The organism is Enterococcus sp. ZQ21 (assembly GCF_030053755.1).
Lineage (GTDB): Bacteria > Bacillota > Bacilli > Lactobacillales > Enterococcaceae > Enterococcus_B > Enterococcus_B lactis.
Map to the genome: position 1 here is coordinate 2390680 of NZ_CP125658.1, position 14321 is coordinate 2405000.

The window sequence follows — 14321 nt, forward strand, 5'->3', positions numbered from 1 at the left end:
GCAAGGGCAACTCAAAGGCGAGTTCAAAAGCATCCGTACACATTCTCACCAACCATGTGCTCTCTGAAACTTCAGTCTTTTTACTACTTCCTTTTCAAGTGTTGTCATATTTAAGTAGCCTTATAGTAACAAATATTTTTGTGGAATTCAATCGTTATTTCTTTGAACAGCTATTTTATTTAGCTACAATCAATGTTTGACCTGGATAAATAAAGTTGTTTTTGATATTGTTCCATTCGATTAGTTGAGCCATTGTAATACCATGGCTGTCAGCAACACCCCAAACAGATTCTCCAGATTTCACAGTATAGGTTTTCGAACCTGCAGGTGCTTGTTGGTTTGTTGTTTGAGACGAACCTTTCTTCACGATCACTTGTTGTCCAGGATAGATGAAATTATTTTTGATATTATTCCATTCGATCAACTGATCCATCGTGATATGATGTTTGTTCGCTACGCTCCAAACTGACTCGCCTGCTTTCACGGTATACATCGTATTACCAGAGGATGATGTACTTGTTGTAGCAGACGTATTCGGTGTATTTGGTTTCGCTGCCGAAGTAGTTGAACCTGTATTGGTATTTACTGAATTGCCGCCTTTAACGATCAATTGCTGTCCTGGGTAAATAAAGTTGTTTTTGATATTATTCCATTCAATCAGCTGATTCATCGTGATGCCGTTTTTATTCGCTACGCTCCAAACAGATTCACCCGCCTTGACTGTATAAGTGCCTTGAGACGAACTGCTGCCAGTATTAGCTGAGCTGCTGTTATTTGTATTGGCTGACGAACCTGTATTACTTGATGCGCTGTTTGTTGACCCACTGTTTGAAACAGTCAGTTGTTGTCCTGGATAAATAAAGTTATTTTGGATGTTGTTCCATTGGATCAGTTGAGCCATCGTAATTCCATATTTGTTGGAGACACTCCAAACAGAGTCTCCGGCTTTCACTGTGTATTTCGTTCCTGAAGCCGTATTAGAAGAACTTGAATTAGACGAATTTGAACCACTTGTGTTGCCAGTATTTGCTCCAGTATTAGAGGAACCGCCATTTGATACGATCAGCTGTTGTCCTGGATAAACAAAATTATTCTTGATATTGTTCCATTCAATCAATTGAGCCATCGTAATTCCGTGATCATTTGAGATCTTCCAAACAGAATCGCCAGATTGAACAGTGTATTTCGCCCCAGTTGTTTGTCCTCCGTTTGATGTACCAGCATTTCCTGAAGAATTGGTATTGTTACCAGAATTATTCGTCGAAGAGCCATTTTCTTGGCTACCCTTGATCGTTAGTTTTTGTCCTGGGTAAATGAAATTGTTTTGGATATTGTTCCATTGAATCAATTGATCCATTGTAATACCGAATTTATTGGAGATTCCCCAAACAGAATCGCCAGATTGAACAGTATAAGTGGTCGAAGTTGCTGAACCTGAGTTTGTATTACCAGAATTACTTGAACCGCTAGTACTACCTGTACTTCCAGTATTATTCCCACCTGTAGTGGCTCCACCGCCCGCGTTTCCGCTAGCTGGTGTATCATATTGGGTCAATCCGTAAGTCGTGATGATATTATTTAATTTGCTTGCATAACCAGGGTCAGTCGCATAACGACCTGTCAAACAAGCTGTCGCATCTGTATAGGATCTCGTGTTGCTCTTCCAAGTACCGGCATAGTAATAACCGTTGCCAAATGAAGTATTTCTAAGTACATAGGCATTGTCATTGAACGATTCAGCAAAAGAAGGATATTGTCGGAAAGGCTCCTTTTTATTTACCCATTGATTATTTAAAAATTCAAGCGTATCCATGTAGACAGTTTGTCCTTGATAGCTGCCTTTTATCCCAAAAAGATTATAATAAGGTGCTTGCGATAACGCACTACTGCCCCAACCGCTTTCTACAACTGCTTGTGCGATCATCACTGATGCATACAAATCGTTGGCTTGAGCAATTGGCTGCGCATAAGTAGCAATTTCTGTAATAAATGCCGCTGTATTGATTCTTGCGCCGAACTGAACAGGTGTTTCATCCGCTTGAACAGGAACCGGCTGTACTAATGGAGCAGCGACAGAACAGCCTACCATCGCAGTTCCCACGATTGCTGCCCCTCGTTTTGCTTTTCGAAAACGTTTGGTCTGTTCTAAACGTCTCCGTTCTTTTCTTGCAATGTTTTCCATCTTCTATCCTCCAACTTCAATTTATCTATTATTAATAATTATAACTTCTCTTAATATTTATTAAAAGTTATTTAAGAGCTTTGTTGTTTTTTGTAATCATATTGTAATTTACCGTAATGAACAACTTCTGTTCATTTTTAAGTTCTTCCTACGTCTATGTTCTTATTTACAAGGATTTCGAAAAACACTGATTTTATTTTCCTAACATTTCATTTGTATTACCAAAAAATGTCTTTCCGATTACAGTTATTTTTTTATAAGAATATTGGTTATTCAAAGAGGGATCATGCATGGGTTTTATCTCTTTACCGTTTTTTTCGCTGGACCAAAAATGCTATAATAAGTCATTGCTTCAAAGGAGGAATTGTATGAAATATAAAACATCATTTCAAGTGACTGGCAGCTTCTTTCTTGTCCTGTTTTTTATTTTGGGCTGGATCGTAAAGTTCCATCTATCGTGGCTTTCTGGTTTCGATCAGTGGTTTACAGACATTGTCAGAGCTTCTTATCCTGATCTGAACAGCTACCAACTCTTTATGACTAAATTCGGTAATCCTCTTACCGTCATCATTTTATTTGCTTGTACGGCTTTATGGATGTGGTATAAGAAAAAAAGGGCAGAAACAGTTTGGTTCGTTTCTGGATTTATTGTAATTGCTGGAATCATCAACCCGTTGATCAAACTATTTTTCATGCGAGAGCGCCCTTCATTGACACACTTAGTGGTTGAAACAAGTTACAGTTTCCCTAGTGGACATGCAGCAGGCAGTATGATTCTTTACGGCTCTTTCCTATTTCTGCTGCCAGCTTTTGTTCAAAAAAGAACCTTACGTACATTGCTTCAATTGCTGATGGTGTTTATTATAGTAAGTGTCGGGATAAGCCGCATTTATCTGGGTGTTCATTTTCCTACCGATATCATCGGCGGCTACTTACTCAGTTTTTCTTGGCTGTGCCTGACTTATCCAGTGTATAGAGAAAAAAGAAAACAAATAGGTAACTCTTACAGAAAGAAGGACTTTTAATGACTTTTCCTTATTCAGAAGGAAATAAAAGATATCATTCTTGGAATTATGCTTTACGAAATGAGTTTGGCGGGAAAATTTTCAAGGTGCCGATCGATGGAGGGTTCGACTGCCCGAATCGAGATGGGACTGTTGCCCATGGCGGTTGTACTTTTTGCAGTGTATCTGGTTCGGGTGATATGATCGTTGCACCTGAAGATCCACTTCCAATCCAATTCCAGAAAGAAATCGACATGATGCATCAAAAATGGCCTCATGTCCAACAATACATCGTTTATTTCCAAAATTTTACAAACACCCATGCGCCAGTTGAAATAATCAAAGAACGATTTGAGCAAGTAGTCAATTTACCAGGTGTCGTAGGATTATCAGTCGGTACACGACCGGATTGTCTGCCAGATGAAGTAGTTGATTACCTTGCTGAACTGAACGAGCGGATGTATTTATGGGTAGAACTTGGATTGCAAACAACTTTTGAAGAAACTTCAAAACTGATCAACCGAGCACATGATTATCAAACTTATTTAGATGGCGTGGCTAAATTACGCAAACATAATATCCGTGTTTGTACGCATTTGATCAACGGATTACCAGGCGAAAGTTTAGAAATGATGAAAGAAAATGTCAGACGCACTATTTTAGATTCCGATATCCAAGGAATCAAGCTCCATTTGATGCATCTGATGCGCAAAACGAGAATGTTGCGAGACTATCATGAAGGTCGACTTCAATTAATGAGCCGTCCTGACTATGTCAATGTCATTTGCGACCAGCTGGAAATGATACCAAAAGAGATCATCATCCATCGTTTGACAGGGGATGCGCCGTGGGATTCCTTGATTGGACCAATGTGGAGCTTGAAAAAATGGAAGTCTTGAATGCAATTGATGAAGAACTTCTTCGCAGAGATAGCTTCCAAGGAAAATATGATGTACGGAAAAAGGTGAGTGTCTGATGTTGCAAACTGCTTTGTATTTCAGCCATACATTACTGCAAGAAATCTTGCAACCAGGAGATCACGTCGTAGATGCAACGATGGGCAATGGCCACGATACGGTTTTTCTAGCAGAACACATCGGAAAAACTGGTCATGTCTATAGTTTCGATATCCAGCAACAAGCAATCGATGCTACTCGTGAAAAGCTAGAACAGCATCAGTTAGAAGAACGTGTCTCATTGTTTCTACAAGGCCACGAAACGTTAGGAGAAGTAATAGCTGAACAACAAGATCTCAAAGCAGGGATCTTCAATCTAGGGTATCTCCAAAAAGCAATCATCATCACTATGCCAGACTACACGCACAGCTATGGAAGAAATATTGAAACGACTTGTGCCTCGCGGACGATTGATCCTTGTTGTCTACTATGGTCATGAAGGCGGAGAAAAAACTGGATATGGTTGATTCTTTTTGTTCCAAACTGCCACAGGAAACATATAATGTGCTGAATTATCGGTTTATCAACCAAAAAACCAGCCGCCTATTTTATATTGTATCGAGAAAAAAAGATAAAAAAAACGCAAAACATAAATGATATGTTTTGCGTTTTTTTCTCTAGTACTCAGGTTAGAGCGTTGATTTCACAACCTCTTTATTCACGGTGCTCAAAAGCTTGCATCTGCGGTAATAAGTCCAACCAAATCAAAAACATGAGAAGCTGTTTTTGATTGGCTGTTCTTATTACTTGATGCAGGACAGCTTTTTCACAACCTCTTTATTCAAATACAAATTGATTATGATAAAGTTCCGCATAAAATCCATTTTCTGCTAATAGCTCGTGATGACTGCCTTCTTCAATGACTTCCCCATCACGCAAGACAACGATTCTATCTGCATTCAAGATCGTTTCAGCCGGTGAGCAATCACAAAGCTGGTTCTTCCTTTGATTGCTTCATCCATTGCTTTTTGATCCTTGCTTCTGTTACCGTGTCTACATTACTTGTTGCTTCATCCAAAATCAATAAAGATGGATTTGTGATGATCGTTCGAGCAATACTGATCAACTGCTTTGACCTGTACTGAACAAATTGTTTTCTTCGGATATCTCTGTATCATACCCTTTTTCTAACGTCATGATAAAGTCGTGAATGTTCGCTTGTTTTGCTGCATTGATGATTTCTTCATCTGAAGCATCTGGTTTACCGAATGTGATATTGTCTTTGATGGTGCCAGAGAACAAGACGGATTCTTGCAAAACGATTCCTACATGTCTACGTAATGCATCTAGATCATACTCTCGGATATCTATTCCATCGATTACTACTGACCCATCATTGACATCGTAAAAACGATTCAGCAGATTCATGATCGTCGTTTTCCCAGATCCGGTTGGTCCAACAAGAGCAACCATTTCTCCTTTGTCCACATTGATTGAGACATCTTTCAAGACTAGTTTTTCTGGAGAATAACCAAAATCTACGTGTTGCAAGGCAAGTCCTTGTTCTACTCCATCAAATGCTTTACCGTTTTCTGGTTTGACTTCATCTTTTTCATCAAACATTTCATTTAATCGTCTTGCCCCTGTAATTGCTAATTGGATCATGCTGTACCCAGAAGAAATCTGCATCAATGGTTGGTAGTATTGTTGTGAATATTGGACGAATGTCACAACTAAGCCTAACGCCACCGAACGTTCCAAATCGCCATTCAATGCTAACCAGCCGCCGAAAAGGATAACGATTGCTGTATTGACTAGTGACATTCCTTGCATCATCGGAAATAGTAGGCCAGAATAAGCTTGTCCTTTGAACGTTGCTTCGCGAACACTTTGATTATGTTCTAAGAATCCTTCAATCGTTTCTTCTTGTAAGCCATTTGTGATGATGACACGTTGTCCGCTGATTTTTTCATCCATATAGCCATTCAGTTTTCCCACTTCATCTTGCTGAAGATCCACATATTTTCGCGCTTTTCGAATAATCAAGACAGCTATCAAAATAGCTACTGGAGTAGAAGCAATCGTAGCCCAAGCTAATTCTACATTTTGACGAAACATCATAATCAAGATTCCGACAAGTAAAACAGCATTCGTGATGACTTGAAGCAATGCTTGGTTCAAACTATTTTGAATATTATCTAAGTCACTGGTAAAACGACTTAAAATTCACATCTTGATGAGATCAAAGAAGCGAATCGTCAATTTTCCAATTTGTTGAATAAACCGATACGCATTTCGGGTTCGTTGACTTTCCTACTACTTGAGTGGAATAAAATACTATAGATAAAGTTGGCTGCACTAGCTAATACATAAACAACAAGAGTTTCCATATTACAGAAACAAATTTGCTTTTATCATCTACGCCTTGCATCAAGCCACCTACGTAATTTGCTAATTCTTGGAAAGCTTCCCCGATATACTGAGGTGCTTTTACTTGTAGATAGGTAGCAATAATTACTGTGATAAAGATAAAGAAAAGGAGAGTTTGTACCGTTTCAAATAGTGATAGAAAAATTTACTTGCTTTTATTAAATCAGTCATACTTACTCCTCCGTTCCTTTTTGAGTTTCAAAGATTCCTGATAGATACGGTTTCCAGCTACCAATTCCTCATGGGTTCCCTTCGCCGACTAATCTACCTTCATCCAATACTAAGATGCGGTCTGCTTTGACAACAGAAGCAATTTTTTGTGCGATGACGATCGTCGTTGTTCCCTTCAAATCTCGATCAAGTGCTTCTCGGACCAGTTTTTCAGAGCGAGCATCCAATGCACTCGTACTATCATCTAAAATCAAGATCTTTGGATCACCGATAACACCCGAGTAATGGATAGTCCGCTGCTTTTGTCCACCAGAAAAATTGCTGCTTCGTTCTTCTACTGGTGCTTCGTAACGATCAGATAGCTTTTCGATGAATTCTTTTGCTTGAGCAATAGAAGAAGCATGCTCCATCTCTTTTTCTGTTGCATTCTTTTTTCCTTGGCGCAAGTTTTGAGCAATCGTTCCTGAGAATAAAATTGCTTTTTGCAAAACAAAGGACACCGTTTGTCTTAAACTCTTTTCATTTACTTGGCGAAGATCTACACCACCTACTTCTACTTTTCCTTCTGTTGGATCAAATAGACGAGGAATCAGCTGTGCTAGTGTGGATTTCCCGGCGCCAGTCGCACCGACGATCCCGACCATTTCTCCAGGTTTGATAGAAAGCTGATATCTTTAAGCGTATCTGTATCCTCACCAGGATAACGAAAAGAAACATGGTCAAAAGTGACAGAACCCGTCAGCTCTTGTTCTGGAACGTCTAAATAAGTAAGATCTGGTTCAGCATCTAAAATTTCCGCAATCCGCTTCAGCGATACGGCTGCTCTTGAAGTCATCATCATCATCATTCCGCCGATAATGATCGCCATCATGATCTGCATCAAGTAATTCATGAATGAAGCAATTCCACCAATTAATGTAGGATCATCTTTAACAAGATCGCTCACAAAGAAGATCGCCCCAACCACAGCTAAATTGGCAGCCAGCATGAAGGACGGGATCATCACAGAAAATAATGTACCGACTATGATGTTGTGTTTTGTTAAGTCCTCACTTACTTTGCTGAATGTCTTCAATTGGTTTTCTTCCTGTACAAATGATTTCACTACACGAATCCCTAGTAAGTTTTCTTTTGCAATGCTATTTACACGATCAATCAGTTTTTGAATGATCATGAAGTGCTTACCCATCCGTGTAAATGAAAGTGCCGTGATAAGAAATACCGTAACGATAAGCGCTACGATGATCCACCACAATTGTGGCATCGTGATCATAGCTAAAATGAAGGCACCAATAAATAAGAATGGAATTCGAAAAAGTGATTGCAAAGAAATCATCACTAAATTTTGGATTTGCGTGATATCATTTGTTAGACGAACAACAAGATTCCCAGCAGAGAACTGTTCGATATTCCCAAATGAAAATGTCTGGATCTTTCGAAAAGCTTCTTCTCGGATATCTGCACTTACGCCCTGAGCTACTTTCGCAGAGAAAATCGTGTTCGTTACACCTGCAGCTAATCCTAGCAAAGCCAGACTGATCAGATAAATACCGATTGTTTTCATTTCATCATTATCTTCTGTAATAATAGCTTCCAATACTTGCTGTAGTAATTTAGGTTGCCATAATGCTGCTGCAACCATGACTGCTACGGACAGCAAGGAAATAAAACAGCTACTTTATATTTTTTCGCATGTCGTAAGATTAATTTCATTCGTTGATTACACCCCTTTGTTTAAATTGACAGGACTAATTTAACACTGTAAAATTAGACCGACTAACAATTTACCATGTTTAAAAAGATAATGCAATACACGAGGTTGATAAAATGGAAATAAAGCTTTCTCAAGCAATCATCATTCAGGCCGCCTTTGATATCTTGGCTGAAACACAAGCTCTTTCGCAGCTTTCCATGCGAAACATCGCAAACAGAATTCACGTTCAAGCACCTGCTTTATATTGGTATTTCAAAATAAACAACAGCTTTTGCAGAAAATGGCTGAAACAATGGAAGAAGAATTAGCGCTTCCAGATCCAACTTTGCCCTGGAATGAACAATTGTTGCAGTATATGGAAAATTACTATGACCTTTACACACGTTTTCCTTGTGGGGCAGAATTAGAAATCAATACTGTGCCCGCTTTTCCGAGTCGATTAGAACATTTGGAACAAATGATCCAACTACTTGTTCGTGAAGGATTTTCAGTCACCCAAAGTCATCAGGCCATTGCCTCTCTCCACAATTTATTGATTGGACAGCTAATGGATCAGCAGCATGAACAACAGCTTCGGCAAAAGATTATGGACGGAAATGAATTTTTGAAAGAAACAGTTCTATTTATGCGTAATTATGTAGTTGAAAATCAATTAGAGGGATCTAAAGAAAGTATGCAGTCCCATGCAGAATTGAATGAAAAAGCACTCTTTCTAACGAGTGCACAAACCTATATTGAAGGTTTATGCCAACAAAATAAAAGAAGAGAAAACAATTGATAAAAAAAGCTCCTATAAAGGTCACCAACAAAGTGATCTCTATAGGAGCTATCTTTTTAAGTCTCTTTTTTACTTTTCTTCCATCAGCCACACCAATGCACGTTGGATCCATTGATCCCAGAAGATCCAATTATGATCGCCAGGTCCTTGTTCAAAGGTGACCGCTAAGCCTTGTTCCTGCATAGCAGATACCATTTCCTGATTTGCTTGATAAAGAAAATCAGATTCCCCACAAGCCATATAAAACCTTGGGACTGGTTTTCCGCTTTTTACTAATTCTTTCAATAAATATTGTGGATCATTCTTTGAACCTTCGATTTGATCCAATGGTCCAAAGATTCCTTCCCAAAAGGCTGCTTTACGAACCATCAAAAGATCATCCATTCGGTTTCCTACAGAAACAGCGCCTGAAAGAGAGATTACTGCTGCGAAATTTTCTGATTTTGCAAGGCCTAGTTTTAATGCGCCATATCCGCCCATCGATAATCCAGCGGCATATGTTTTTTTTCTTTTTCTTGTTAATTGTGGGAATAGTTCAAGACAAATCTCAGGTAGCTCTTCTGCAATGAACGTCCAATATTTCATATCATAAACCGTATCTGTGTACCAGCCAAGATCAGTAGATGGCATGATGACAGCTAATCCGTAGTCTGCTACATAACGTTCAATCGACGTACGTCTTTCCCATACACTATGATTGCCACCCATCCCATGAAGTAAATATAAAACAGGTATGTCCGTTGTCGCTTGCTCTGAACTGGTGCCAATCACCTTTTTAGTTGTTTGTGGAAGTATCACATTTAGATTGACTTCCATTTCTAATACATTCGAATAAATATTTGCTTGAATAAATGCCATATTTTCGCCTTCCTTAGTAAGAAGTTATTTTTGAATAACTTTAAATTTGAATGATTCGGCAAAGTACATGTCTCGACCGAAACTACTGTTTTATTTTACCACTTTTTTCATGAACGAAAAGCGTTAAGACCAAAGCAATGATCACGAGTAACAAGCCAACTAGATAAACGGAATGTAACCCATCATAAAGAATTTTTCTTAATGGCAATAGAATATCCGCATCGATATATTTAGCCGTTTGTGGATTCACCAGTTTGTTCATGATATCCGTATCATTTGTTAAATTTGCTGCTGCAAGTTCTCGTTTAGTTACCCCATTTATCAATAAACCAAAAATAGAAACCATGACTGTTTGACCAATTGTTCGAACTAACGTATTAAAAGAAGTTGCTACACCAAGCTGATCACGAGATACACTATTTTGTGCACTGACAGTCGAGGTAGTCATGGTCACACCTAAGCCTATACCGATGACCGTTGATATAGCAAAAAACCATAAATAGTTACTTCTGAAAGGCATAAGATACAACCAAGCGCCCCCAATAGCTGCGATTAGTAGTCCAATTCTCAAGACCCAATGAGTTTTCATTTGAGTCATCCACTTGCTTGCAAGGAAAGAACCGACCATCCAGACTAGTGATAATGGTGCTAATACCAACCCACCAATTGCTGCATTCAGTCCTAATACACCTTGCATCCACATAGGAATATAAACATCGATTCCCATCAAAAAACCACTAGCCAATGCTGCAGCCAAGTTGACCACAACAAATAGTGGATTTTTGAATAAATACATCATGATGACAGGATCTTTAGCTCTTTTTTCGGCAAAAATAAAAATACCTAACAGTACGATACTACCTAGCAGCAAAGCAGAAACAAGCGGACTCATTCCTTCGTCTCCTAATAATTGGAATCCTAACAGCAATGAGACAAGCATGACCATCAAACTAAAACTACCAAAAATATCCATTGGTTTAGACTCATGTATGATTTTTGGTTCATTTAAATATAGCCAAATAAAAATAATTAATAGAATTCCGATCGGCACATTGATAAAAAAGATCCAGTGCCAGCTGATCGTTTCAACGATGAATCCTCCCGCGAGCGGTCCAAAAACACTGGCAATCCCCCAAGCTGAACTATTCAAACCTAAAACTTTTGCTCGCTTCTCAATAGAATAAAGATCGCCGATGATCGTCAAAGCTACTGGCATCATTGCTCCAGCGCCCATCCCTTGAATCGCACGAGCAGCAATCAACCCAATCATGCTTTGAGATAAACCGCAAAATAACGAACCGATAATAAACAATAATGTCCCAAAAATAAAAATTGGTTTTCGTCCCACTTTATCCGCAAGTTTTCCGTAAATCGGAGTAAGCATAGCGTTTGTCAGCAAATAAATCGAAAATACCCAGTTCATGATTTCCATTCCATGTAATGAGCCGACGATCGTTGGCATAGCGGTTGTTACGATTGTTCCTTCAATAGCCGTCATGAACGTTGCAATGAAAACACTCACTGTGACTAAAGCAACATTTGTTTCTTTTTTCATCTTATTCCTCCTTTTTCATCATGACAGGATCTAAAAATAGATAAATACTCACTATCTTTTTCAAGAGGTGCACTGCCATAAAAAAAGCTGGAACAACCACCATTCGGCGATCGTTCCAGCTGAATATAGCTTATTTTGCTAAACTTGCTTTCAATGCATCTACTTTGTCCGTATGTTCCCAAGGCAGATCCACATCTGTACGACCAAAATGACCGTAAGCAGCTGTTTGTTTGTAAATCGGACGACGCAAATCAAGCATCTCGATGATTCCTGCTGGCCGAAGATCGAAGTTTTCTCTCACTGCAGCAATCAATTCTTCTTCCGGAACCGTTCCAGTACCGAAAGTATTGATGGAGATCGAAACAGGTTGAGCAACACCAATCGCATAAGCTAGCTGTACTTCTGCTTTGCGAGCAAGCCCTGCTGCAACGATGTTTTTAGCAATATAACGTGCAGCATAGCTGGCAGAACGGTCAACTTTTGTCGCATCTTTACCAGAAAAAGCACCGCCACCATGACGAGCATAACCGCCATACGTATCAACAATGATCTTTCTTCCTGTTAATCCGGCATCCCCTTGAGGACCACCAATGACAAATCGGCCAGTCGGATTGATATAATATTTTGTTTGATCATCTAATAATTCAGCTGGAATAACTTCCTTCACTACTTTTTCGATGACATCATGACGAATTGTTTCATTATCTACTGCATCATCATGCTGTGTTGAAATAACGATTGTATCTACGCGTTCAGGTTGTCCTTGATCATCATATTCAACTGTGACTTGAGATTTTGCATCTGGACGTAAATACGTTAATTCATTTGATTTACGTAAATCTGCCAAGCGGCGTACCAGACGATGACTCAAAGCGATTGGTAAAGGCATTAATTCCGGTGTTTCATCTACAGCAAAACCAAACATTAACCCTTGGTCGCCAGCACCAATTTCATCTAATACGTCTTTTTTATCTTCATCTCGGATCTCAAGTGCTTCGTCAACTCCTTGAGCAATATCAGGAGATTGTTCATCAATCGCAACCAATACAGCTGCTGTATCTCCATCAAATCCGAATTTTGCACGTGTATAACCAATTTCTTTTATTGTTTCCCGTACAACTTTTTGGATATCTACATATGCCGTCGTAGATATTTCTCCAAATACTAAAACAAGCCCAGTTGTTACAGATGTTTCACACGCTACTCGTGCTGTTGGGTCTTGTTCTAAAATTGCATCCAAGATTGCATCACTGATTTGGTCAGCGATTTTATCTGGATGTCCTTCAGAAACAGATTCTGATGTAAATAAGTGTCTTTCTACCATTATAATGATTCCCCCTAGTTAAATTCGGTTACAAGGCATCTCCGTCCTACGGATCCTTTCGGGAACTTGCAACGAACCAAGTATAGCAGATAAAACAGTTTTCTGCTCGTATTTTTTCATTTTTTTGCTTAAAAAATATAAATATTTTACGTTAGATTTATCCAAAAAAGCTTAGCACAATCATCTATAAAGATAACTCTGCTAAGCCTTTTAAAATCATTCTTTCAGATAAAAAGAAAAAGATACTCATCAAGTATCTTCCATGACCCGTACGGGATTCGAACCCGTGTTACCGCCGTGAAAGGGCGGTGTCTTAACCGCTTGACCAACGGGCCAATAAAATAAATGGGCCTAAATGGACTCGAACCATCGACCTCACGCTTATCAGGCGTGCGCTCTAACCAGCTGAGCTATAGGCCCATAAAAACTAAAAGCGGGTGACGAGAATCGAACTCGCGACAACAGCTTGGAAGGCTGTGGTTTTACCACTAAACTACACCCGCATAATGGCGCGGGACAGAATCGAACTGCCGACACATGGAGCTTCAATCCATTGCTCTACCAACTGAGCTACCGAGCCAAACGGTTCCGACGGGAATCGAACCCGCGATCTCCTGCGTGACAGGCAGGCATGTTAACCCCTACACCACGGAACCAGTGTTTTTAGTTTTTAAATTGCGGGAGCAGGATTTGAACCTACGACCTTCGGGTTATGAGCCCGACGAGCTACCAGACTGCTCCATCCCGCGATAATATGAAAAGGAGGATAAGGGATTCGAACCCTTGCACGGTTTTACCCGCCTGACGGTTTTCAAGACCGTTCCCTTCAGCCGGACTTGGGTAATCCTCCATGTAAAACTATATTGAATTTAATGACCCGTACGGGATTCGAACCCGTGTTACCGCCGTGAAAGGGCGGTGTCTTAACCGCTTGACCAACGGGCCAGGTAAAACAAAATATTGAAACGGAGAAGGAGGGATTTGAACCCTCGCGCCGGTTTCCCGACCTACACCCTTAGCAGGGGCGCCTCTTCAGCCACTTGAGTACTTCCCCAAAACCAATAAGATTTTGTACTAATGGGCCTAAATGGACTCGAACCATCGACCTCACGCTTATCAGGCGTGCGCTCTAACCAGCTGAGCTATAGGCCCATAAAAACTAAAAGCGGGTGACGAGAATCGAACTCGCGACAACAGCTTGGAAGGCTGTGGTTTTACCACTAAACTACACCCGCATGGCGGTTCCGACGGGAATCGAACCCGCGATCTCCTGCGTGACAGGCAGGCATGTTAACCCCTACACCACGGAACCAGTGTTTTTAGTTTTTAATTGCGGGAGCAGGATTTGAACCTACGACCTTCGGGTTATGAGCCCGACGAGCTACCAGACTGCTCCATCCCGCGGTAAT

Annotated in this window: 5 protein-coding genes, 13 tRNA genes, 5 pseudogenes, 1 riboswitch and 1 other annotated feature (1 of these 25 running past the window's edge); of the genes and pseudogenes, 4 read left to right on the top strand and 19 right to left on the bottom strand. The window is 40.0% G+C overall.

Annotated elements, in window-relative coordinates; all coding sequences use genetic code 11:
* Positions 1 to 106 (bottom strand) — a binding site (T-box leader); it reaches 101 nt to the left of the window's first position.
* 69 nt (positions 107 to 175) lie between these two features.
* Positions 176 to 2182, bottom strand: a complete 2007-nt coding sequence (locus QK255_RS11510; protein ID WP_002292254.1) for a LysM peptidoglycan-binding domain-containing protein — start codon at positions 2180 to 2182, stop codon at positions 176 to 178.
* Positions 2183 to 2550: 368 nt separating this feature from the next.
* On the opposite strand from QK255_RS11510, the gene QK255_RS11515 reads away from it, so the two are divergent.
* From QK255_RS11515 to mnmM, 3 genes and pseudogenes are all read left to right on the top strand, one after another.
* Positions 2551 to 3207, top strand: a complete 657-nt coding sequence (locus tag QK255_RS11515; protein WP_002292251.1) for a phosphatase PAP2 family protein — start codon at positions 2551 to 2553, stop codon at positions 3205 to 3207.
* A pseudogene (gene mnmL / locus QK255_RS11520) lies at positions 3207 to 4162 on the top strand (tRNA modification radical SAM protein MnmL/YtqA). The gene QK255_RS11515 and the pseudogene mnmL overlap by 1 nt, the downstream one beginning before the upstream one ends.
* An 80-nt stretch (positions 4163 to 4242) precedes the next feature.
* Positions 4243 to 4739, top strand: a pseudogene (gene mnmM / locus QK255_RS11525) (tRNA 5-(aminomethyl)-2-thiouridylate-methyltransferase MnmM).
* 180 nt (positions 4740 to 4919) lie between these two features.
* Here mnmM and QK255_RS11530 read toward each other — a convergent pair.
* A pseudogene (locus QK255_RS11530) lies at positions 4920 to 6683 on the bottom strand (ABC transporter ATP-binding protein).
* Between the two features lie 2 nt (positions 6684 to 6685).
* A pseudogene (locus tag QK255_RS11535) lies at positions 6686 to 8396 on the bottom strand (ABC transporter ATP-binding protein).
* A 114-nt stretch (positions 8397 to 8510) separates the two neighbouring features.
* Between QK255_RS11535 and QK255_RS11540 the strand changes: the two are divergent.
* A pseudogene (locus tag QK255_RS11540) lies at positions 8511 to 9175 on the top strand (TetR/AcrR family transcriptional regulator C-terminal domain-containing protein).
* A gap of 69 nt (positions 9176 to 9244) precedes the next feature.
* Here QK255_RS11540 and QK255_RS11545 read toward each other — a convergent pair.
* From QK255_RS11545 to QK255_RS11620, 16 genes are all read right to left on the bottom strand, one after another.
* Entirely contained in the window at positions 9245 to 10033 is a 789-nt protein-coding gene (locus QK255_RS11545) for an alpha/beta hydrolase (protein WP_283341554.1), read from the bottom strand.
* 82 nt (positions 10034 to 10115) lie between these two features.
* Entirely contained in the window at positions 10116 to 11588 is a 1473-nt protein-coding gene (locus QK255_RS11550; protein WP_002292733.1) for an MDR family MFS transporter, read from the bottom strand.
* A 130-nt stretch (positions 11589 to 11718) separates the two neighbouring features.
* Entirely contained in the window at positions 11719 to 12912 is a 1194-nt protein-coding gene (gene metK / locus QK255_RS11555; RefSeq protein WP_002292731.1) for a methionine adenosyltransferase, read from the bottom strand.
* Positions 12910 to 12989, bottom strand: a riboswitch (SMK box riboswitch). (Overlaps the previous gene by 3 nt.)
* A gap of 186 nt (positions 12990 to 13175) precedes the next feature.
* Positions 13176 to 13247, bottom strand: a tRNA-Glu gene (locus QK255_RS11560).
* An 11-nt stretch (positions 13248 to 13258) separates the two neighbouring features.
* A tRNA-Ile gene (locus QK255_RS11565) sits at positions 13259 to 13332 on the bottom strand.
* Between the two features lie 12 nt (positions 13333 to 13344).
* Positions 13345 to 13415, bottom strand: a tRNA-Gly gene (locus QK255_RS11570).
* 4 nt (positions 13416 to 13419) lie between these two features.
* A tRNA-Phe gene (locus QK255_RS11575) sits at positions 13420 to 13492 on the bottom strand.
* A gap of 3 nt (positions 13493 to 13495) precedes the next feature.
* Positions 13496 to 13568: transfer RNA gene (locus tag QK255_RS11580), tRNA-Asp, on the bottom strand.
* Between the two features lie 19 nt (positions 13569 to 13587).
* Positions 13588 to 13661: transfer RNA gene (locus QK255_RS11585), tRNA-Met, on the bottom strand.
* Between the two features lie 11 nt (positions 13662 to 13672).
* A tRNA-Ser gene (locus QK255_RS11590) sits at positions 13673 to 13762 on the bottom strand.
* A 23-nt stretch (positions 13763 to 13785) separates the two neighbouring features.
* A tRNA-Glu gene (locus QK255_RS11595) sits at positions 13786 to 13857 on the bottom strand.
* A 21-nt stretch (positions 13858 to 13878) separates the two neighbouring features.
* A tRNA-Ser gene (locus QK255_RS11600) sits at positions 13879 to 13966 on the bottom strand.
* Positions 13967 to 13990: 24 nt separating this feature from the next.
* Positions 13991 to 14064 (bottom strand) — tRNA-Ile (locus QK255_RS11605).
* 12 nt (positions 14065 to 14076) lie between these two features.
* Positions 14077 to 14147 (bottom strand) — tRNA-Gly (locus QK255_RS11610).
* 1 nt (position 14148) lies between these two features.
* Positions 14149 to 14224, bottom strand: a tRNA-Asp gene (locus QK255_RS11615).
* Between the two features lie 18 nt (positions 14225 to 14242).
* Positions 14243 to 14316 (bottom strand) — tRNA-Met (locus tag QK255_RS11620).
* Positions 14317 to 14321: the final 5 nt, after the last annotated feature.